The following is a 20,641-nucleotide window of genomic DNA, read 5'->3' on the forward strand; positions in this document are numbered from 1 at the left end:
GTTGCTTCGCAAAGCAACCGATAGCTGGATGCCTGCACTCATCGAACCAGAAACCAATCGACTGCTGCTCCGCCAATGGCGCGAGGAGGACCTCGCCCCGTTCGCCCAGCTGAATGGCGATGCGACAGTCATGCGATATTTTCCCAAGACACTCACTCGCAGCGAAAGCGACGCGCTAGCCATAAAACTACAGCACCGCATCGCAGAGCAGGGCTGGGGATTTTGGGCGGTCGAGCTTCGCGACACCGGAGCGTTCATGGGGTTTGTGGGGCTGAATCGACCCGATTACGCGCTTCCCATTGGTCCTTGTGTCGAAATCGGCTGGCGGATGCTGCAGGAATACTGGGGATTCGGATATGCTACCGAAGCTGCCCAGGCAGCGCTACGCGTGGGCTTCGAAACCCTGGGGCTCGACGAAATCGTATCGTACACCGCGACCATCAATCTTCCCTCGCAGCGGGTGATGCAGCGACTCGGCATGCAGCTCGACCGCGACACGTTTGAACACCCGCTCGTGCCGGAAGGGCATCCGCTACGCACCCATGTTGTGTACCGACTCACCCAACAACAGTGGCAGGAATCTCATGAGTAACGAGTCCTCAGATCCACGCGTCTACCTGGCGGCCGAACGAACGCTACTGGCCTGGTTGCGGAGCGGCATTGCCGTGATTGGCTTGGGATTCCTGGTCGCCCGCTTCGGCATGTTTCTCGCGATGGTGCGAGGGCAGGTCATGGGTGGCCATCAAATGGCGTCGTCGATCATCGGCATCGCGTTCATCCTGCTCGGAGCGGTGATGATCGCACTGGCAGCCTGGCAGCACCGGCAGTTCGTCCGTGAGTTTCAGGGCTCGTTCCCGCCCACCCGCCGGTGGCCAGCGCTGAGTCTGTGGGTCTCAGCCTTGGTGGCCACCGCCGGAGTAGCGCTGGCGGCGTACTTAATGCTTAGCGTGGCGGGAGAGTAGCGGCGCAAGGATGCAACTATTCAGGAAAGAATCTGCGATTGCAGATCTGGGAACTTTGCGAAGCCTTTGTCGAAGGAAACTAGTCTCAGGCTACCTTGGATTGCAAATGCGGCCAGGTAGGCATCACTCCATACCTTATTCGAGAACTTGTAGTCGACCGTAAGTCGCCGCCAGACCGGCTCAATGCCTTTCGGTTCATCTTTGTAGACGATGCGGTCGTCTCCAAGCATCTGGTCGTACAGCGACCAAGCATTGTTCAAGGTAACTGCATCGGCACCAACTGCCTTCGGGTTGGTAGCGATTCTTAGAAAACCCTGTTGGGTCAAACGGCAAAAATAAAGTGGTAGGTCGTTAGAAGTCTGAAACCACTTTAAAGCTGCTGCGTGGTGCAGATGAGAATCAAACGCCAGAGCGATCCAAACGTTGATGTCAGGGAGAAGCATCTTCTTCCCCTAGTAGTTCGGCGATCTTTTCGGAAGTGAGATCGACCGAGCCGGGGTGCTCTGAGTGTACGAGTGGGAACGAAACTGGATTCGAACTCACTGATGTTGTTGAATCGTGAGAGCAAGCAACAATAACCAGGGTGCCTTCAGGAAGAACGGCACCCTGGTCCAAGATGATAACACCATTTTGTACGTGACCTGAGTATTCCATGCTTCAATTATTCAGTATAGAACTCGGTCAATCAAGCATTTTGATCGGCGATCACTCCGAAGGAGCGACGGCCAGGGCTTTGAGGGCGTCGAGCGAAGCGAGCACGTCGTCGCAGGAGACGTCTTCCCATTCGGTCATCTTGTGCGACAGAATGGCCAGTTTCATTGCTTCGAACGCGTCGGCCAGGTCGTCTGGCAAGTCGCCGAGCGACTCGAACGGGCGGCTTTTCGGCATCGAGGTCGAGCGCTCTGCGGCCGGCATCTCTTCGCTTGGGCCAGCCGACTCGGAATCGGTCGTGCGCTCCGCGGTGGCGACTTCGCCATCGTGATCCTCGTGACCATCTTCGTCCTCGGGATCCATCACCGCGGCCAGTTCACCGCCGGACGTGGGTTCGAGTTCGGCCTTCGAGATGGTCGACGAGCTGACGCCGGCATCTTCGTCGGACTTGCCGTGAGCTTTGTCGCGGGCTTTGCGCATCTGCGAGATCGACCAACTCTTCTGCAACGCACCTTCGAGCCAGATTTCGGCGTCGTCCCAGTCGATGGCCGCGTGGAAGTGGCTCCAGTAAAGGCCTTCGTAATCGGTGTAGCGGTCGCCGTACTTGTCGTGCACGCGACGCAGCCGACCCACATGCTGGCTGGTGACTTCGCCAACCAGATTGGCCCAGGCTTCGTCGGAGTATTCGTTGACTTCCTCGCCGGCTTCTTGTTTTGCGGCCCGCCATTCGCTGATGATGCGGCCTTTCTCCCAGTTAGTCGTGCTAACGAGTGTGTGCCATTTTCCCACGAAGGGGCGCGACGCATCGTCGACCACGGCTGTCGTATTTTCTTGAGTTCCGGTAGTGGTATCGGCCTCGGCCATTCAGTGCCTCCTGCAAGCAATCAGAGTTTCGAATCGAGCACCGCCAGCGCGGTATCCGCGACTGGCGGGCGGCGATTCTAGCACGCTAGCAACGCCAGCGCACAGATACGAAATGCTTGATTCAAGGCAGGAATTCACGCATCACGCCCGAATGCCGCGAAACAATCGACAGGATCGTTTTCTCTGGAAAACGAATAAACGGCTCCAGGCGTGGATAACGTGTCGATGCCGACTAGCTTGCCTTTTCGTCAGATTCGAAATTGGCGGTTTTGTGCGCCCCGTCGCAGAAGGGACGGTTGGCCGACGCCCCGCAACGGCAGAGCGAAATGGCCGGTTTGTCCTTGGGAATGTTGAACTCGTTACCTTCGGAATCGGTAACCGTAAACGAACCCTTTACCAGGAAGGGGCCATTCGCGCGCATCTGGATATTGGTATCAGCCATCGTGTATCTCCTCATGCCTGGGGAATTAGAAACGCATTGCATGAAGAGTTTAAGCTTACTGCCAGGTGTTGACCATTGCAGGTAGCCAACTCAGGGAGACTCGCTGGATTCCGCTTCCGCAGCAGGCGGCGGCTCGGCGGCCGGGGAGGCTGTCTCTGGCAGGTAGCGATTGCGCAATACGAACAGCACCTGCACGGGTTGTGCTTCGTGCAACGGTTCGATGAGGTTACTGGTGTTGCCAGCAGGGTCGAGGGAGTTGAGCCGCATGTTGAACTCGGCGAGTTGTTGTTGCCGCAGATCTTGCCGCTGCTCGAATTGGTTGACCTCGGCTTTCGACATCTTGGCCATCGTAGGCTCACGCAGTTGATACGCGTTGTCGGCATTCACAGGAGCCGAATTCTGGAAGTACCAACCTTTGGTCTGCTTCAATCGACGGGCGTTACCTTCGGGTAGTTTGTTATTCACAAGGTTGGGGAGCGACTCCACTTGCGTGTTGTCGGGAGTCTCGACACGTTGGGCTCGCGACATGGCCTCGGATTCCAGTGGTTGTTGCGCCAGCACGCCAGAGTCGGATTCGTTGGCGGAAGAGGAGCCACGTTCGACTCCCAGCATCCGCCGGGAAGTTCCGAAACCACCGAAGCCTAACGACTCACCTGAGCGAAGCGAATTGACCATCGACAGATTGCCGATCGACTCGACCGTGATTTCGGCAAAGTTATCGGGATCCATTTCCATGGCCGACAAACACCCCATGATCTGTCCCGCGGTGGCTTCGACTAGAATGGTCTCGCCTTCGGGTTCGGTAGGAGTCTGCTCGGCTACCTTCAGATCGGCTTGCTCCTGGTCGTCCGTACCACGAGTATCCAAAGGAGTACTACTGGCAGCAATCGAGGCGGGAGCGCTTTCCTCTCGAGTCGAACGGTTCGATTCCTCCGGCGTGGGGAACCGAGAAGTAGGCACTTCGTCGGCCACTTCTCCTGCAATTCCTCCTAGCGTCAGAGAATCGTCGCGGGTGCCAGCGTTTCGCCTTTCGATCTGTTGACGCACCTGGCGAAGCGGCTCAGCAGCGGTGTCCCACGATTCGGCTTTCAGCTGTACTTGGATGCCATTGGCCCCCAGCACTTCGTTCATATGGTTTTGCTTGAGCGTTTGCGGCGGAACTTCGGCCCACACTACCAGGTAAGGCTCGTTGCTGATGGCTCGATCGGCCATCCTTACCGCATCCGTTTCGAGCCCACGGTAAAGGGTGGGGCCATTGCCCGCCGGCAGCGATCGCACTGGCGAGTCGCTCGGTGCGACTGCCGCTTCGGCCATGCGTTCGACTGGAGCGGCTGATTCGAACGTGGGGACGTCGGAGTCGGAATCTTCCATCGCAGGCTCGCTGGCTGAGTCGGCAGCGATTTCCGCCCCATTCGCCATTTTGGGGCTCTTCAGGCCGCCCGACATGACGACCTGGGGAGGCTCGTCTTGGGGCATCGCGACCATGATCGCAATCGCGGCAGCAATCGCAGCGGCCGACCACCAGAGCCCGCGGAGCGACCGCCCGAACGGAATCACCGGCAGGCTCACCCCACCACTCGAGGGGGGCGAATCGTCTTTACGTTGCGCCGCTTCGTCGAGCCGCGCGGCCAGCGCGGTGGTCCACTCGCTCGGGACCGATTGCCGTGGGAGCGCCTGCACTTCTTGCGACACGCTCCGCAGCTCCTCGAGCGTGGTGCGGGCAGCTTCGTCGCGAGCCAGCCAGCTTTCCACCTCGCGCAGTTCGTCGTCGGTGAGCTGCCCATCGAGGTAGGCACTCAGCAGTTCGTCGTCGAATTGGAAGGAAGATTCAGACACAGCAAACGTCAGGCAAAAAAGGGGGATACAGGGCTATATTAATCATTCGATGGAATGCCAAGGTTGGCAACTTATTCCACCATGGTCGCGAGTTTCTCTTTCAATTGAGTGCGGGCGCGGAACAGCCGGCTGCGGACCGTTCCCACCGGGATATCCAAAATATCGGCAATTTGTTGGTAATCGCATCCTTCGAGTTCGCGCAATACGACCACCACGCGGTGCTCTTCGGGCAACTGCTGAATGGCTGCATGCACCTGAGCGGCCCGCTCCGACTGTTGCAGGAGGTCGTCGGGGCTCGATTCGGTGCTGGCAGGTTCGATTGTGCAGGTTCTGTCGTCGGTGTGCATTATGGACACTGGCCTCCGCTTTCGGGCGTGGCTCATGGCCAAATTAAACGCAATGCGGTATAGCCAGGTGTAAAACGCGGAGTTTTGCTGAAAGCTGTCGAGTTTCGTAAACGCTTGTACGAACGCGTCCTGGGCGATATCCAGGGCATCGTCGGCCGAGCCCATCAAACGCGTGAGCGTCGTCGACAGCCGGTCCTGGTAGCGGACCACCAACGTGTCGAACGCCGCCCGATCGCCTTGGCGGACGCGGGCAATACAGTCGGCATCGGTCGGTTCGGGTTGCACGGTGACGGATGTCCGACTTCTGAAGGTTTGACGCAGGGCGTTTTGAGAAAGTTCCATCCGAATAAGGGAAAGCGGGCGCCCGCTGGTGCATTTTTCGCCCATTCGAGCGGGAAAGTCAAACGTCCAACCTGCAGATTCCTGGTGCGTGGATATTCAACCGGCCCCCCAGCAAGCTACACTAGCACGTGCAATCGAAAATCCCCGCATTTCTGAGTGTCACCCATGCTGCTCGACGAAAGAATAGGTGCCCACCTGACGGGCCAAGGATGTTTCTTCCGCGTTTGGGCTCCCCATGCCGAGCGCCTGAGGCTGCTGCTGCAACAAGGCGAGCGTTGGCAGCCCCATGAACCTGCCCGCGAGATCGACATGCAGCGGGCCGCCAATGGCTACTGGAGCACCACGGTGCCGGAGGTCAAACCAGGCACGCTCTACCGGTTCGAGGTCACCTACCAGGGACGAACCACCCAGCGGCTCGATCCTGCCGCTCGCGACGTGGTGAGCTCGGCCCTCACGCGAGCCGATGGCAATAGCGAGAACGCGTCGATCGTGGTCGAGAACAAGCCATACCCTTGGGAGCCGTTCAAGACACCGGGCTTCGAGAACTTTCTGATCTACCAGTTGCATATTGGTAGCTTTGCGGGCCGCAACGATCATTTCAATAAACCGATTGCCACGTTTGGCGACGTCGAAGCGAAGTTCGACTACATTCGCTCGCTCGGGTTCAATACCGTGCAGCCGCTGCCGGTTCAGGAGTTCGCCTTCGACCGCTCGTGGGGCTATAACCCCGCTTCGTACTTTGCTCCGGAAAGTGCGTATGGATCGCCGAGCGAACTGAAGCACTTTGTGAACACGGCCCACAGCAAAGGCCTGGCGGTGATCTTCGACGTGGTCTACAACCACGCCGGCCCTGGCGACAACGTGCTCTGGCAGTACGACGGATACGAACACGAAGGGGGCGTGTACTTCGAAGGGGGCGGCATGACCCCCTGGGGACGCGGACCCGCCTGGTGGAAGTGGGAAGTGCAAGACTTCTTCTACCAGAACGCGCGGATGTACTTCGAGGAGTACCATGCCGACGGGTTGCGCTTCGACGCGACCACCATGATCAATGGCAACTACCTGCGCAACGTGCTCTGGCGGTTGCGACAAGACTTCCCCGAGAAGTACCTGATTGCCGAACACTTGCCAGCCCATCCGTGGATTATCACCGCGGGCAACTTCAACGCGACCTGGCACGCGTCCGCGCATCACGAAACCCAGCGGGCGCTCGTCGGTGATCAAACCGTCGATCGGTTGCTAGGGGCCATGAACCCCGAGCCGTTCGAGCATAGCTGGAATCTGGTGAACTACCTGCTCGGCTCGCACGACGACATCGGAGATGCCAACAACGGCGACGCCGAGAATGGCCACCGCGATTGGGACCATCGCCATCGCTACCTGGTCGACCTGCTCGGCGGGCGACACAACAAGTGGGCGCGGGCCAAGTGCCGACTCGCTTGGGCGCTAAACGTAACGATGCCCGGCACGCCGATGTGCTTTATGGGGAGCGAGTGCATGCTCGCTTCGCCGCACGTTGCCTGGGGATACTGGCACGACGGCGTCGACCAATGGGGCGACCACCGTTTCGACTGGCATACCGCTGGCGACGCGCTGGGACTCGAAATGCGACGCCTGGTGGCGGCCGCCAACACGGTGCGGTGGGAAAATGCCGCGCTACGGTGCGACGATTACAACGTAGTGCATGTCGATCGCGAGAACTGCGTGATTGCGTTTACCCGTGAGTTCTACGACAACCGCGTGCTGGTGGTCGTGAACGCGGGCGATCGGAATTTCACCAACAAGAGCTACCAGGTGGGAACCGGCAGCCTTGCTGGCGAATTCAAAGAAATCCTCTGCACGCAAGAAAAACGCTACGGAGGTTGGGACAATGCCGGCAACGGCTCGGCCGAACTGACCGGCGAGGACGGACACTTGAATATCAACTTGCCGCAATGGAGCGTGCTGGTATTCAACGCCAAGTAGGTACTCGGCTTAAGCAGCGCAAAGCGTGCGTCGAGCAACTGGCAGTGCCAGCCCAATGGCGAGCAGCACCAGCGACATCGGCTCGGGTACAGCGACCGTCGAGAGCGACCCAGCACCGGTGGCGAAGTTGTACTTCCACACGTCGTAGTCTTCCATGGTGACCGAACCAGGCGAGGTATCGCCTGGCAGCACTTTATCGCTATCCAGGTTGTCGCGCCAGATGGTGTAGTCGGCCAAGTCGACTTTGCCATCGGCATTGAAGTCGCCATTCCGTACAAACGCTGGAGTGTAGTCGTACTCCAGTTGCATGTAGGGATCACCCAGGTCGCTTATTAGCTCGGCGATGTAATCGACCCCAGTGAAGTCTGTGCTCAGAAAGGCTTCGACATCCACGCTGCCGGTTCCGATGAACTCGTCGAACAGCATGTCGGAACCATTGCTACCAAAGAGCGTAATGGTTTGCTCGTACAATTGATCTACGGGGTACGACCCAGGTGCCCCACCGGCACCGTTGCCACCGCCGGTAAAAGCGGGATCCTCGATGTCGTTCACGTAGACGATGCCAGTGACCGAACCACCACCGCCCCCCAGCAGGGTGACATCGAAGTCGAAGTCGAGCGTGAACGAAATGCTATTGAGCGTACCGAGACCGGGGTTGAACTGGTCGTAGGTTGCCAAGAAGCCTTTTGTGAATTCCCCGCCAGCTGGCGAGTTGCTTTGATAGAACGTCTCGGAGGGAAACGTAACATTTTGCGAGAGCGTATCCGCGTGGGTTGCTCCGCAGAATCCAACCAGGGACAACACTACCAAAGTATTGCGCAGAATCATCGTGTGCCTTCTCCGTTCGCCGCGGTGCGGCGTGCTTGCTGTGGACCATGGATTCCCGACTTTGCAGGAGCGTGGTTCTAGGGCAGGTAATTTCTTCGCCTGTAGCAAAAATGCCTCCGCAGCAGGCCATCTAGAAGGTCTGCTGCGTTAGGCTCTCCCACCGGTAAGGTCCAAGCAGGGGAGAACGGAATGCCGCACTTCTTTTATACCCTGATACACCGCCCGGTTACACCGGAAGTGTAAAATATTGGGCGAAAAACCGCCGCGTCCTCCCCTGATTAGGGGCCCTGATTAGGGGAGCTTCACCCCTTCGAGCTGGAACTTGTATTCCTGCTCGACAATCGACACCGGCGACTCGTACACCCAGCTCAGGCCTTCGACGCCATCCGGCAGGTCGAACAAGTAGGCGATGCCGATCTCGGTGCGGGTTTGCTTGTTCACTTCGAACCCCGCATGGTCGATCGGTTCGCCATCGGCTCCGACCAGATAGGTGAGATTGTTGAACACCCAGCCGCGGTGCGAAGCGAGCGCGTCGTGGGCGTCTTCGAGCACGAAGCTCATGTGAACTTCCCACACGGGCCCGTTCTGGAACACCCGCTCCAGGGTTACCTTGACTCCCCCCACGGTCTGTACAATCGGCTCCTTGCTGCTAAGTTCGTCGAAGCGGAACTTCTCGCGTTTGCCAGGCATCAGGGCGCGGATCGAGCCGCCGAGTAGCATGATTTCGTCAACGTCGCGCGAGGGGAGCGCGAACGGCATCGTGATGGTCGACGCACACGAGCCTTCCTGCACTTCGATGTTGTACACGCGGCCCGATTGCTTGGCATCCAGCCGGTTGCCGCCGGCGGTGACCACGTCGACTTGATCGAGCGACTGCGTGATGGCAATCGGGCGAAGTCGCGGCTCCCAGGAGATTTCGAGGTCGATGTTGAGCGCCTGATTGTCGACTTGTCGCAAGCCGCGAATGGCCGAGATCTCCGTGGCTTCAAACCGGAACGGCCCCGTGTAGTTGGCCCGGCCGAAGCGAGAGCCTTCGCCTTCGCCACGCTCGACCAGCGACACCGCATTTTCGCCAGCGAATGGGTACATGCTGAGCTTGGCCTGGTCCATCACCTGGTCCATCACCGACCAGAAAGGCTCGTCCTTCACTTGCAGCACGATCTCGCCTGGCGACAGCGGGCCGGTGTCGAGGTTCTCCTCGCGGTCGCAGATGATTTTGTTGCCAGTTTGCTTTTCGAGTTCTTTGAGTGTGTCTTCCAGCGACCACGCAACCGCGTCCATCGTAACGAGGGTCGGCTTCACCGAGTCGGAAGCGATGCGGGTCTCGACCTGCTTGCGAATGATCGCCAGGCGTTCGCTCACCGAAGCTGGCATACTGTCGTTGGGCTTGGGGAGCACCTGCAGGAACTTCTCGGGCCCCACACCCTCGACATCCACCAGTCGCAGCAAGTTTTCTTCGGCAATATCGCGTTCGCTAATCGTGTCGGCATCGAGCCCCGCAACGAGTTCCTCGATTTGCTCGGCCAGAATATCGTCGACCTCATCGGCCCTGGTGGTGTAGGGGGGAGCGATCAGAGTCGCTGCGAACAGGAGAACCAGTAAGCTTCGTGTCGTACGGGAAAACATTTCGGGGACCCCTGTGGCTCGAAAGTTGCAATCGGATTCCGACGATGTTGCATCTTGGCAACATCGTCGCGGCTCACCGTATTCTAAGTCAGAAGAGCGTCGCTGTCTTGCCTGTTTTGCAAGGTAAGCTTGTGAGTGCGAACTCCCGGTGGTTTTCCCCAGGGGGTGAGCGACTCGTTCGGCTGCCAGCAGTGGATAGTCGGTTGCGAACTTTTCCAGCAACGGTTCTCGGAGAATGATCCAGCCATGAAACAGTTGTTGCTCTGCTTGCTGCTCGTTGTCGCCAGTCCTGTAGCGGCCAAGGACTTTATGTTCGAAGCCACGTTTGCTGGAAACGTGATCGAGGGGTCGCCTTTGTTCTGGAACGAGAGCCAGATGCTGCTGCTCGCCCGCGACGGGGTGTTGCACACGGTCGATCCGCGAAAGGCAACCGACGCGCATCGCTCCGAGGTACCTTTCACGAGCCTCGGCACCAGCGAAATGCGGGCGGCCTTGCAACGCGAGTTCGGCCCGTCGATGACGGTCACCTCCACCGGCCATTACCTAGTGGTCCACTATCCAGGCGAGAGCGACGCGTGGGGTCAGCGGTTCGAAGAACTGTATCGCTCGTTCCAAAACTACTTTCGCGTGCGTGGGTTCCAGCTCAACCGCCCGAAGTTTCCCCTCGTCGCGGTGATCTACGCTTCGCAACAAGATTACTACGAAGCGAGTCGCGTTGCGGGGCAGGATCTCGGCCCGGGAGCACTGGGCCATTACGATCCGCGTACCAACCGCGTGCTGATGTTCGACCGTGTGGCCCAAAGCGACAACGATTGGGCGATCACGGCCAACACCATCGTGCACGAAGCAACGCATCAAACTGCATTCAATGTGGGACTGCACAGTCGCACGTCGGTCACGCCGAAGTGGGTGATCGAAGGCCTGGCGACTATGTTCGAAGCCCGCGGCGTGCACCACAGTCGGGCGGCCGACACGCGGATGGATCGAGTGAATTACAGCCGCCTTGGCGACTACCGCAGCTACGTCCGCCCGGTGCAGAAACGCGACATCGCACAACTGGTGGCCAGCGACACGCCGTTCCAGGCGAACACACTCAAAGCGTACGCGGATGCCTGGGCGCTGACGTTCTATCTTAGCGAGACCAGACCTCGCGAGTACGAGCGGTACCTACAGATGCTGGCCGATCGTCCCGCGCTGACGCTTTACCCGGCCGCAGAGAGGGTGCGCGACTTCCGCGAAGCCTTCGGCGACGACCTGTCGATTTTCGAATCGAACCTGGCGTCGTGGATGGACGAACTCAGGTAGATCGCCGCCAACCGACGATTGCGACCACCGCGGTCGCGATCAGCATCAGCAACCCGAGCAGCAGCAACGCAACTGCGGATACCTGGTCTTCCACTCCGTAGTGCAGCAGGTTGAACAGGTGGATTGCCAAGGTCGGCCGCCCGGGTGGCATCACCAGAATGGTCGCCGCCAGCTCGCCGATCGACAGGGCGAAGGTCATCAGCCAGGTCGCCAGCACCGTGCGCCAGGTGAGTGGGAAAGCGATGCGAAGTAGCTGCTGATGCCAGCGGGCCCCTTCGACCCGAGCGGTTTCGATCAGCGCGGTCGGCACGCCAGCGAATCCGGCGGCCATGGCCATCGAGGCGACGGGAAGCAGTCGCACGGATTGCACCAGCCAGGGAGCCAGCAGCGTTTGGTCGTACAGCTGCGTGAGCCAGTAGAGGTGGGAGTCGTACGAGTGATTCAGCAATCGAATCACGATGAGCCCCAGCACCGGCCCAGGCACCGCCAGGGCGAGCGAGAGCAGGCACAACAGCACGACGGGCCACCGCCGGGCGGTGCGGAATCGCCAACCGATGGCGATGCCAAGCAGCGTGACCGCCGAAGCGACCGCCAGGCCGAGCTTCAATGACTGCAGGGCTTCGCGATAGTGACTGCCTGGGGCTCGCGACAGTTCGGCTCGCAGTTCGCTAAGCATCCATACGCGTTGCCAGCCATCGCTGGTTTGCTGCGCACCGAGACCGGTCTTGTAGATCAACGCCAGGATCGGCAGACCGAGAATCGCCAGCAGTACGAGCAGCACCAAACTACCAGCACCCCAGCGACCTCCACGACGAAGCTCCCAGCGCCAGGTGCGACTGCTCGGACGGTCGGCAAACTCGCGGAGGTAACGATACACACTTAGCAAAATGGTGAACGCGATGGTTGCCAGCAGCAGTGTGCCGGCAGCCAGGCTGATGTTCATCAGCCAGGGCGACTGCGGGGCGTAGTCGTCAAGCGGTTTATCGGTCTGAAAGCCCCCGGTGGCGGCGACCGTGTAGACTTCTTCGGCGAACGTGCGGATCTGAAAGAAGTCGGTCACGGTCATCTCGACCGCTACACCGACGATGGTCCAGAGCGTTGCGATCGCGATGGTCGGGCGGAGGCTCGGCAGCGTGATCGACCAGAGCACGCGCCAGGGGGGAGCCGACAGCGACGCGGCCGCTTCGGCCTCGCCGTTGGTGCGCCGCGTGGCGGCCGCTACCAGGCACACGACCCATGGCATGGCTGCGATCGAGTGAATCCAAATAGTGCCGCGCCAGCCATCAATCCAGGCCCACGAGTCGAGCCCGTTGCCTGGTGGAGTCAGCCAGCCAGACACCCCGAGCGCGGCTTGCCAGGCGGCCGCATGCAGGTAAAGCGGTACGAACAGCAGCACCCCGAAAGCCGCCAGCAAGATTCGGCGACCAGGCAGGTTGGTCTTGGTGAGCAGCAGGGCCACGAGCATACCGGCCGGAACCGCCACCAAGGCGACGGCCACGGCCAGGTACAATGTGTTGAGCGTGATGCCGCGCACCCGCTCGCCGCACGCAAGCAGCGCAGCCAGGGCGACGAACGCCGCCGCGGCGAAGGGAAGCTTAGAGCGAAAGGCTGGCAACGAAATCACGCGCGGGTCCGGCGTTTACTTCTGGGCCTTCGAGAAATCTTCCCAAAGCTCTGGTGCCGACTTGCCGGTGTATTCTTCCCACAAGTCGTTGCTGAACTTATCTTGCCGCATCGCAGCGTTCAGTTTCGGGATGATCTCTTCGCCATGCTTGCTGACCACGTAGTTCAGGAACGCACCAGTGGTGCGGTAGCTGTCGTCGTAGTTCGCCCGGCTGAAGTTCACCCGCGGCTGAATGGCCGAGTCTTCGTACATGAACCAGCGGATGTAATCGCACAGGCCTTCGACCAACCAACCTGGGTTGCGACGCGAGCGATACTGCTGCACCACGTGCACCATCTCGTGCACTACTGCGCCGGCTGCTTCGCCATCGAGGTTGCGGCTGAACCAAACCCCTGCGCAATGCACTTCGGTGCCCATCGTGTAAGCGACCCCATCCATATTATTGCGGAAGAAGATGGTGAACTTCTTCGGGGCTTCGTAGCCTTCGCTCGGCAGCATCTCGACAATCTTGGGATACCACTCCTGGCAAACCGGCTTCAGTACCTTGTCGACCCACCCGCGAAGCTCTGGGGCGCCGGTCGTGTCGAACGTGATCTCGAACTCGTCGTTGATGGTGATCGAGTCGATGTGGGCGTTGGGCTTAGGTTGCGGGTGCTCGTTGCCATCGACGATGTCGATTTCGGTGTAGAACGTATCCGCGTAGCGCTGACGATTGTTGGTGGGTTCGATGTCGAGCAGCACGTAGCGATAGCTGCCGACGCTGGCGCCTTCGCTATCTGCGATGCTCACGCCGACCTGGCCTCCTTCGCCTTGCATGGCGGGGCGGGTGTCGACCTTTGCAACCATGGTCCATCCGGACTCCGTGGGATCTTCCATGTTCTCGGCGTCGAGGTTCAGGTTCTCGGTCCCCTCGGCGGCTCCCCAGACCGTATACACTTGCGCGGCACGCAGATTGGGATGCCAGGAGTAGCTGTTGATCTGCTTGATGTCGACGTTCTTGCCCAGGTCGAACAGCACGAATCCACCACCGGTGGAAAAGAAGAAGCTGTTCGAGGGATCGTCTTGCGTCGTTGCGAGTTTGCCATCGTGCAGGGCGAACTCAGGAGTGCTGCGGAAGAACCGGCGACGCGGAGTCGCTTTGATGGTTGCGATGTTGGCCGCGTCGGTGGCCGAAGGGGCCGGCACCTGCTCGAATTTGAACTCGGCCGTCGCCTTCTCTAGCGGCAGTGCATCTACCGTGGTGGTGACTTCGGCTTGCAGGGTGCTGGTAGAGATGACTACCAACGACAACAAACAACCAACAACATATCGCATGCTCTTGTTCCTCGCGTTCTTCTCTGTTTCTTTACGCCACATGCACCAAGGGGGTGCATCGTGGAAACCACAGACCAGTCTACTTGCTTCATTTACTGGGTGCCACAACCCGAGACAGGAATAGCGGCAAAACCTTGGCAGTTTTCGATTGGAAATGGCCACCTAATCTGGTAGGCTAAACGCACAACTTAAACGGTATCCCAAGGAGCCACGACTCGCCCTGTGCGAGTCAGGTATCTCTTAGAGCCCGCCGCGAGAATTCGTTCTCGCGGCGGGCTTTTTTTGTGCCTGGATGGTTCGTAACTCTAAACTTGATTTAGAACGAATGACACAAAAATTCCTCTCGCTCACTGCCGCTCGCCCTCATCTCTACGACGGCGACCTGCTGCTGTTTCGTCATCGCCGGTACTCGCTGGGCGCGCTCATCGCCATTGCGGGTCGAGGCACCCATAGCCATGCCGGCAAGGTCGCCTGGTGGGGGGACGAACCCTTCTGTCTCGAGGTCCGCGAATGGCATGGCGGCCGCGCGGTAACGCTCGAAAGTCAGGTCCGCAAATACCCAGGGCGGATCGATGTGTTCCGCACCAATCCTCAGTTGCGTTGGCCCAGTTACGACCGCATTGCGTCGATTCGTTACATGCGACGCCTGGCCGGCTGCGACTATGGCTACGCAAACGTGTTGCAAGCTGCGTTGCTGCATTTGCCGCTGCTGCGACTCTGGACTCGTCCCTCGTTAGACGATCAGCAAGTGGGCAGTCGGCCGCCGTTTTGCAGTCAGGCGGTGGTGATGGCCGATCGCCTGGCCGGGGGAGTCGACCCCGTGCCGCACCTTGCCGACCGACTTACCGAGCCCGCGGATCTCGCGCAAAGCCCGTTCTACGAATACCAGCTAACGCTGATCTAAACGCCCGCAACCAACGCTTGCTGTTGCGTCCTGCGAATTGCCCTTCCTATTCCACGCTTACGGACACCCTTCGCCATGTTCCGACCGATTTCGTTCTCGCTACTGCTGTGCCTGGTGAGTTTGCTCACGACGGACTCGACGCATAGCGAGTGCATTCAACTCCCCAACGGCACCTGGCAGTGCTTGCCGACGGCTCCGGTGCAACCACGTGAGCCGCCGGCGCAGCCCGCTGCGATGGACGTGCAGGTGGAGTGTCCCACTGCCCGCGGAAGCGGCACCGCGGTCGCGCTCGACCATAGCGGGGGAACGCTGGTGGTTACCAACCATCACGTGATCGTGGGTCAGTCGCAAGTGGTGCTGCACAACGGGGCAGGGCGGACCTGCACGGCCGAGGTGGCCGCGATCGACGAGCAGAACGACCTGGCGCTGCTACTAGTGGCCGAGCGATGGCCTCGCGCAATATTGGGGAGCGAAACGTTGATCGGCACCCCAGTGCAGTTTCGTGCGTTCGACGCCGGCGTGACTTTTCGCAAGTACCTTGGCCACGTGCGAAGCGAGTACTACAGCGGCGATGGAGGTCGCGGCTATTTCGCCACCGGCAACAGCGTGCCTGGCAACTCAGGCGGCGGGGTCTACTACAACGGTCAACTGGTGGGAGTCGTGTGGGGCAACCCCGATGGCGGTACCGCCTTCGTCCCCGTGACTTGCGTGCGGGCGTTGATCGACCGCGTGCAGAACCGCGCGATCCCTGCACCTGCGTTTCCCAAGAACCAGCCGCTCGCACCCCGCATGGATCCCGGGCCGACCGACCGTTCCCCGGCCACGACTCCTGCGACGGATACTCCTTCTCCAGTCGCTCCGCAGAGGATTTGCGAAAGCTGCGACTGCGACGAGCGATGGGAGCAACTGCAGCAGCAACTCGACCGACTCGAGCAGCGGCAACTTCCACAGCCGCAGCAGTCGCCGGCTAGTGAGTTGCCCGCACGGGAGTTGCCTACACGAGAACAGCCAGAGGAGCGAACGTCGCTACTAACCGAGATTCCCTGGCTGCAAATCATCGCAGCTGGGATGGGCGTCACCAGTCCCATCGGCTTGGCGATGGTCGGCCTCGGCTGGATGCTGCGACTCAAGCGATCGCACGAAGTGCGCGGTGCCGGAGGTCCGCGCGACGACGACTTTCCCCGCGACCAGCCCCACGCTTCCCAGTAACGACACGCCAGAGAGCGCCGAGCCGAGCGAGTCGCAACATCGCTACGCCTGGCACACGCGCGAGCAGCGGGCGGTGCCGATTGCCATCGAGCAGCCGCCAGCCAAAACCGAAGTAATCGAGACCAATCGCTACGTTCCGTACGAGACCAATCATTTTCAACACGCCTACACCTGGGCGGCCGAGCAGGTCGCCCGCAAATTGCCGGCCGCGGTCGAAACGCTCCGCATGCTCGACAGCCTGATTCGTCAGCAAGTCAACGCCCAGCGTTCCGACAAGTCGTCGGAAGTGTCCAACGAATGCTAACTGTTTTGTTTCCTTAAACCCTTTGAGAACTCTGATGCCCATTACCAACACCGATGCGATTCTTCACTACAACGTAGGTGTCTTCGGACAGGCCGGCTACGCAGTGCCGAACTGGTCGAACGACGTCGGCAGCTTGAACCCCACGATCGTCGATTGGGTGCAGCTGGTCGGCCGCAACCTGTTTCACATCATGCACCACGAGGACGTCGATCTGCGGATTCCCCCTTCGCGCAATACGCTCGAACGCATCCACAAACTCTACCTGCGAGCGGCGAACATCCTGGCTGGTCGGGCGGTGCCGCCTGGCGAGCGAAACATGGAAGTCAGCCACGTGCGGCCCGCGGGCGAGGTGTTTCGCGTTTATCCGGTGCCGTATTTCAAGGTGCGTAATTCGTTTCTCAAGCGATGGGCCGAGCTAGTGCTGCTGTCGCTCTCCGAGGCGATGCAGCACACCGAGAATCGCAAAGAGATGGAAGTAAGCACCGCGTTCGCTGGCATGGTCGGGCAGTACTTGCGACGCGTTTACGCGAACATGGCGATCGAGCTGTTCGGCAAGACCCGTACCGAGGCCATGGCCGACGGGTTCATCCTGACCGAAGCCGATTTCGCTGCTTACAACCCTGCGTCGTTCTTCACGTCGACCGAAATGGTCGATACGGTCCCGCGGCTCGATTACGTGATGACCGAAGACCGACTCGAGCTACTGGCCGAGGGCATTCTGGTTACCGAGTTGCCCGCCGACATCGGACCATGGCCCACGAATCTGTCGAACTTCTACTCCACCTTGCGATCTGGCAGCAGCGCTGCGAGTGGGTCGACCACCACTGGTGCGACGAGCCAATCGACCACGGTCACCGGCCCGGTAATTCCCGCGGCCCCCGCACCGTAGCGACTCGCGCGAGGCTGAACTGGCAAGCTACGCCTTGTCGTAACACCAACCACCACCAATCACCAACTCATGCTGGCGAGGCGTAGCTCGTCGGCCTGTTTTCAAAGGACTGCCATGACCAAAACGCAAATCGCGAGCAACTCCATCGACAAGGTGGAGCAAAGCGTGCAAGCCATGTTCTTTCGCTGGGGCGCCCTCGGCGGCGTCGCCCTGTTGTTGGGCTTCGTGATCGAAGGCATCGTGCTCACCGCGCAGGTGCAGGGACTCGACCCCCGCATGCGAGTGGTCGAGTCGCGACTCGAACGCAACTGCCAACTGTTCGACCGCTTGGACAGCAAAGTCGACGAAATCCGCAACGACGTCACCCGACTCTCCACGCTGAACGACGAGCGATAACGGCCATCAATCTTCCCCTCTCTCGCTCGCGGGGAGGCCGTATTTATTTTCCCTCCCCCTTGCGGGGAGGCCATCTCTCTTTCCCCTCCCCCTGGCGGGGAGGGGCTAGGGGAGGGGGGAACCCACGCTCCGCTCCATCATCCCCGACCAACCTCGTACCCACGCTCCGCGTGGGCACACACGACAGACCGCTCTGCGGTCACAGTACCAGCAACACACATGGCCGCGGAGCGGCCGCCTAGGCGTTCCCACGCAGAGCGTGGGAACGAGGTTTATTCATTCATTCATTCAACTCCCAACCCCCAACATCAAACTCCCAACTAATTTCCCCCATGCACATTATCGATCGAGTCAAAGAGCTGCGGCGCGTGCCGGCCAGCGAGTTAAAACCGAACCCGCGGAACTGGCGGATTCATCCTGCTCAGCAGCAAGACGCATTGCGCGGCGTGCTGGCCGATGTTGGTTTTGCCGACGCGGTTGTCGCCCGCGAACTACCCGATGGCACCTTGGAACTAGTCGACGGCCACCTGCGTGCCGAGACGATGGGCGACGCTCTGGTGCCAGTGCTGGTGGTCGACCTCGACGATCAGCAAGCGACCAAAGTGCTGCTGACGCACGACGCTTTGGCCGAGATGGCAACGGTCGATCGCACGAACTTCACCAGCCTGATGGGCGACGTGACCTTCGAACACGATTCGGTGATCGCAATGCTCGAGAAGCTCGAAGCGGAGACCCCCAGCCCAACGACCGAAGACCACCGCCCCGAAGTCGAGATCCCCGAGCTGTATCAAGTGGTCGCCGAGTGCGAGAACGAACTCGAACAACAGTCGCTCTACGAACGCCTACGCGACGAAGGCTACAAGTGCCGCGTCCTGTCGTTGTAAACGATATGCCTTTACTCGTTTATTTCCCCTCCCCCTTGCGGGGAGGGGCGAGGGGAGGGGGGCGAACCCACGCAGCGCTCCACCATCTCCAACCTCGTACCCACGCTCCGCGTGGGCACAAACGAAAGACCGCTCTGCGGTCATTGCACCAGCCATAGGCAACACACATGGCCGCGGAGCGGCCGCCTAGGCGTTCCCACGCGGAGCGTGGGAACGAGGTTTATTCGTTCAACCCCCAACCCCCAACCCCCAACCTCCAACCTCCAACCTCCAACTCCCCATGCATATCTCCCTTTCCTGTCCAGTGCACGAGTCGTTTCGCGTGCAGCAACTGGCCGGCATGTTCGACGTGCCGTTGGCCGAGCGATTGACCGAGTCGTTCGAAGTCGAACTGCCCGGCGACGACGAGCCCTGGCAAGTCGGGCTGATCGTCGGCCCCAGCGGCAGCGGCAAAACGAGCGTCGCCCGCCGTGCGTTTGGCGACTCGTTCTACACCGAGCGGCCCTGGCCGACCGACCGGGCGGTGATCGACGGCTTCGGCGACCTGTCGGTCCGCCAGACTACCGAGCTGCTAACAGCGGTCGGGCTTAGCTCGCCGCCGTCGTGGATTAAACCGTATCAGGTGCTCTCCAACGGCGAACGCTTCCGCTGCGACCTGGCCCGAAGCCTCGCGTCCACGAGTCACACGAACGATCGAGGGGAGGCCAAACCAATTTCCTCTGCGACGCGCGGGGAGGCCGTATCTCTTTCCCCTCCCCCTGGCGGGGAGGGGCGAGGGGAGGGGGGCAAACCACCGAGAAAAATCGTCGCCTTCGACGAGTTCACCAGCGTGGTCGATCGCAACGTGGCCAAGGTCTGCTCGGCCGCGGTCGCTCGGGCGGTGCGTCAACAGCGGGTCGCGTGTCGATTCGTCGCGGTCACTTGTCACTACGACGTGGCCGAGTGGCTCGAGGCCGATTGGGTGCTCGACATGGCGAGTCGCACGCTCACGCGGAGGTGTCTTCGGCGACCCCCCGTCGAGTTACAAGTACACCGCACCGACGCTCGTGCGTGGCCGCTGTTTGCGCGCCATCACTATCTAAGTGGTTCGCTCGCTCCGCAAAGCGAGTGCTACCTGACCACCTGGCAAGGCGAGCCGGTGAACTTCTGCGCTACGATTCCGGTGATCGGTTATCGCGGCCGTCGACGCTTCACCCGCATCGTCACGCTGCCCGACTACCAAGGCATCGGCATCGGCATGCGAAGCGTCGCCGCGGTGGCCGAGTTGCATCGCCAGCGCGGGCATCGCGTGAGTGTCACCAGCAGCCACCCCGCACTTATCGGGCATTGCCGGCGGTCGATGCGTTGGAAAGCAGTAAGCGTCAAGAAAGCTGGCCAGGCGAAACGCCACGGCAGCGGATTCAGCAACTATCGCAGCAGCACCGGGCGAGCGGTCGTGTCGTTCGCGTACCTCGGTGAGCCTTCCCCACTACAAATCCAACAGGAAATCGCATGAACGAATCGCAACAACAACATGTCGTCGGCACGCTGCAACTTGGTTGCCCGCTCGACACGGCCGTCGAACTGGCCGGCATCGAACAGCAGAGTCTTCAGGACGAGATGCTCGCGAACCCGGCGTTTGCTCGTCGCGTGCTGCAAGCGCGGGCGACGCCGGAGATTCGCCATATGGAGTCGATTCGCAAAGCGGCCGACGACGTGAAGAACTGGCGGGCGAGCGTGTGGTGGCTCGAGCGTGTGATGCCCGATCGCTATGGCCGCCGGGCTCCGAACACGGTGCCGGAGGCCGACTTCGAGAAGTTCGTCGCCGAGTTGATCGAACTGGTGAGCAGCGAAGTCCGCGACCATCGCGATCACGACCGGTTGGTCGCCCGCATCCGAGGACTCGAAGCCCGCAAGAAAGTGTCCGCTGCGGAAAGCGAACCGGAGACCGACGAAGCGTCGTAACCTGC

21 protein-coding genes are annotated in these 20,641 nt (G+C 60.4%); 12 read left to right on the top strand and 9 right to left on the bottom strand.

Going from position 1 to position 20,641, the window contains the following annotated elements; genetic code table 11:
* Position 1: 1 nt before the first annotated feature.
* Complete coding sequence (locus Pan181_RS02305; RefSeq protein WP_197528844.1) at positions 2 to 592, top strand: GNAT family N-acetyltransferase; 591 nt, start codon at positions 2 to 4, stop codon at positions 590 to 592.
* The gene (locus tag Pan181_RS02310; RefSeq protein WP_197528845.1) at positions 585 to 962 is read left to right on the top strand and encodes a YidH family protein; all 378 of its coding nucleotides are present in this window, start codon (positions 585 to 587) and stop codon (positions 960 to 962) included. The genes Pan181_RS02305 and Pan181_RS02310 overlap by 8 nt, the downstream gene beginning before the upstream one ends.
* 20 nt (positions 963 to 982) lie before the next feature.
* On the opposite strand, the gene Pan181_RS02315 is transcribed toward Pan181_RS02310, so the two are convergent.
* The 5 genes from Pan181_RS02315 to Pan181_RS02335 form a co-directional block, all read right to left on the bottom strand.
* Entirely contained in the window at positions 983 to 1,405 is a 423-nt protein-coding gene (locus Pan181_RS02315; protein WP_145245296.1) for a TA system VapC family ribonuclease toxin, read from the bottom strand.
* Between the two features lie 262 nt (positions 1,406 to 1,667).
* Positions 1,668 to 2,477, bottom strand: a complete 810-nt coding sequence (locus Pan181_RS02320) for a hypothetical protein (protein ID WP_145245297.1) — start codon at positions 2,475 to 2,477, stop codon at positions 1,668 to 1,670.
* Positions 2,478 to 2,709: 232 nt separating this feature from the next.
* Positions 2,710 to 2,919, bottom strand: coding sequence for a CDGSH iron-sulfur domain-containing protein (locus Pan181_RS02325; RefSeq protein ID WP_145245298.1), 210 nt, complete (start codon positions 2,917 to 2,919; stop codon positions 2,710 to 2,712).
* Between the two features lie 90 nt (positions 2,920 to 3,009).
* Positions 3,010 to 4,755: an anti-sigma factor family protein gene (locus tag Pan181_RS02330; RefSeq protein WP_145245299.1), complete on the bottom strand. Its 1,746-nt coding sequence runs from the start codon at positions 4,753 to 4,755 to the stop codon at positions 3,010 to 3,012.
* A gap of 71 nt (positions 4,756 to 4,826) precedes the next feature.
* Positions 4,827 to 5,444 carry a sigma-70 family RNA polymerase sigma factor gene (locus Pan181_RS02335; protein ID WP_145245300.1) on the bottom strand — a complete coding sequence of 206 codons (618 nt, stop codon included), beginning with the start codon at positions 5,442 to 5,444 and terminating at the stop codon, positions 4,827 to 4,829.
* A gap of 165 nt (positions 5,445 to 5,609) precedes the next feature.
* Between Pan181_RS02335 and Pan181_RS02340 the strand changes: the two genes are divergently transcribed.
* Positions 5,610 to 7,409 carry an alpha-amylase family glycosyl hydrolase gene (locus Pan181_RS02340; protein WP_145245301.1) on the top strand — a complete coding sequence of 600 codons (1,800 nt, stop codon included), beginning with the start codon at positions 5,610 to 5,612 and terminating at the stop codon, positions 7,407 to 7,409.
* A gap of 9 nt (positions 7,410 to 7,418) precedes the next feature.
* Here Pan181_RS02340 and Pan181_RS02345 read toward each other — a convergent pair whose 3' ends face one another.
* Both Pan181_RS02345 and Pan181_RS02350 read right to left on the bottom strand, forming a co-directional pair.
* A complete protein-coding gene (locus Pan181_RS02345; RefSeq protein ID WP_145245302.1) occupies positions 7,419 to 8,237 on the bottom strand; it encodes a PEP-CTERM sorting domain-containing protein in 819 nt (272 codons plus the stop codon).
* A gap of 291 nt (positions 8,238 to 8,528) precedes the next feature.
* Positions 8,529 to 9,863, bottom strand: coding sequence for a hypothetical protein (locus Pan181_RS02350; protein WP_145245303.1), 1,335 nt, complete (start codon positions 9,861 to 9,863; stop codon positions 8,529 to 8,531).
* A gap of 246 nt (positions 9,864 to 10,109) precedes the next feature.
* On the opposite strand from Pan181_RS02350, the gene Pan181_RS02355 reads away from it, so the two are divergent.
* The gene (locus Pan181_RS02355) at positions 10,110 to 11,168 is read left to right on the top strand and encodes a DUF1570 domain-containing protein (RefSeq protein ID WP_145245304.1); all 1,059 of its coding nucleotides are present in this window, start codon (positions 10,110 to 10,112) and stop codon (positions 11,166 to 11,168) included.
* Here the strand turns inward: Pan181_RS02355 and Pan181_RS02360 are convergent.
* Both Pan181_RS02360 and Pan181_RS02365 read right to left on the bottom strand, forming a co-directional pair.
* Entirely contained in the window at positions 11,161 to 12,792 is a 1,632-nt protein-coding gene (locus Pan181_RS02360; RefSeq protein ID WP_145245305.1) for an ABC transporter permease, read from the bottom strand. The genes Pan181_RS02355 and Pan181_RS02360 overlap by 8 nt on opposite strands.
* A 15-nt stretch (positions 12,793 to 12,807) precedes the next feature.
* Entirely contained in the window at positions 12,808 to 14,106 is a 1,299-nt protein-coding gene (locus Pan181_RS02365; protein ID WP_197528846.1) for a basic secretory protein-like protein, read from the bottom strand.
* A 325-nt stretch (positions 14,107 to 14,431) separates the two neighbouring features.
* Between Pan181_RS02365 and Pan181_RS02370 the strand changes: the two genes are divergently transcribed.
* The 8 genes from Pan181_RS02370 (at position 14,432) to Pan181_RS02405 (ending at position 20,636) form a co-directional block, all read left to right on the top strand.
* Complete coding sequence (locus Pan181_RS02370) at positions 14,432 to 15,010, top strand: hypothetical protein (RefSeq protein WP_145245307.1); 579 nt, start codon at positions 14,432 to 14,434, stop codon at positions 15,008 to 15,010.
* 75 nt (positions 15,011 to 15,085) lie between these two features.
* Positions 15,086 to 16,219, top strand: coding sequence for a S1 family peptidase (locus Pan181_RS02375; protein ID WP_145245308.1), 1,134 nt, complete (start codon positions 15,086 to 15,088; stop codon positions 16,217 to 16,219).
* Positions 16,161 to 16,523: a hypothetical protein gene (locus tag Pan181_RS02380; protein ID WP_145245309.1), complete on the top strand. Its 363-nt coding sequence runs from the start codon at positions 16,161 to 16,163 to the stop codon at positions 16,521 to 16,523. The genes Pan181_RS02375 and Pan181_RS02380 overlap by 59 nt, the downstream gene beginning before the upstream one ends.
* 34 nt (positions 16,524 to 16,557) lie before the next feature.
* Positions 16,558 to 17,412, top strand: a complete 855-nt coding sequence (locus Pan181_RS02385; RefSeq protein WP_145245310.1) for a hypothetical protein — start codon at positions 16,558 to 16,560, stop codon at positions 17,410 to 17,412.
* Between the two features lie 114 nt (positions 17,413 to 17,526).
* Entirely contained in the window at positions 17,527 to 17,808 is a 282-nt protein-coding gene (locus Pan181_RS02390; RefSeq protein ID WP_145245311.1) for a hypothetical protein, read from the top strand.
* A 332-nt stretch (positions 17,809 to 18,140) separates the two neighbouring features.
* Positions 18,141 to 18,692, top strand: coding sequence for a ParB N-terminal domain-containing protein (locus tag Pan181_RS02395; RefSeq protein ID WP_145245312.1), 552 nt, complete (start codon positions 18,141 to 18,143; stop codon positions 18,690 to 18,692).
* A 280-nt stretch (positions 18,693 to 18,972) separates the two neighbouring features.
* A complete protein-coding gene (locus Pan181_RS02400) occupies positions 18,973 to 20,187 on the top strand; it encodes an ABC transporter ATP-binding protein (RefSeq protein WP_145245313.1) in 1,215 nt (404 codons plus the stop codon).
* On the top strand, positions 20,184 to 20,636 hold the full coding sequence (locus tag Pan181_RS02405) for a hypothetical protein (protein WP_145245314.1): 453 nt from the start codon (positions 20,184 to 20,186) through the stop codon (positions 20,634 to 20,636). Before Pan181_RS02400 ends, Pan181_RS02405 begins: the two co-directional genes overlap by 4 nt.
* The last annotated feature ends 5 nt before the right edge of the window (positions 20,637 to 20,641 follow it).

It is taken from the genome of Aeoliella mucimassa (assembly GCF_007748035.1).
Lineage (GTDB): Bacteria > Planctomycetota > Planctomycetia > Pirellulales > Lacipirellulaceae > Aeoliella > Aeoliella mucimassa.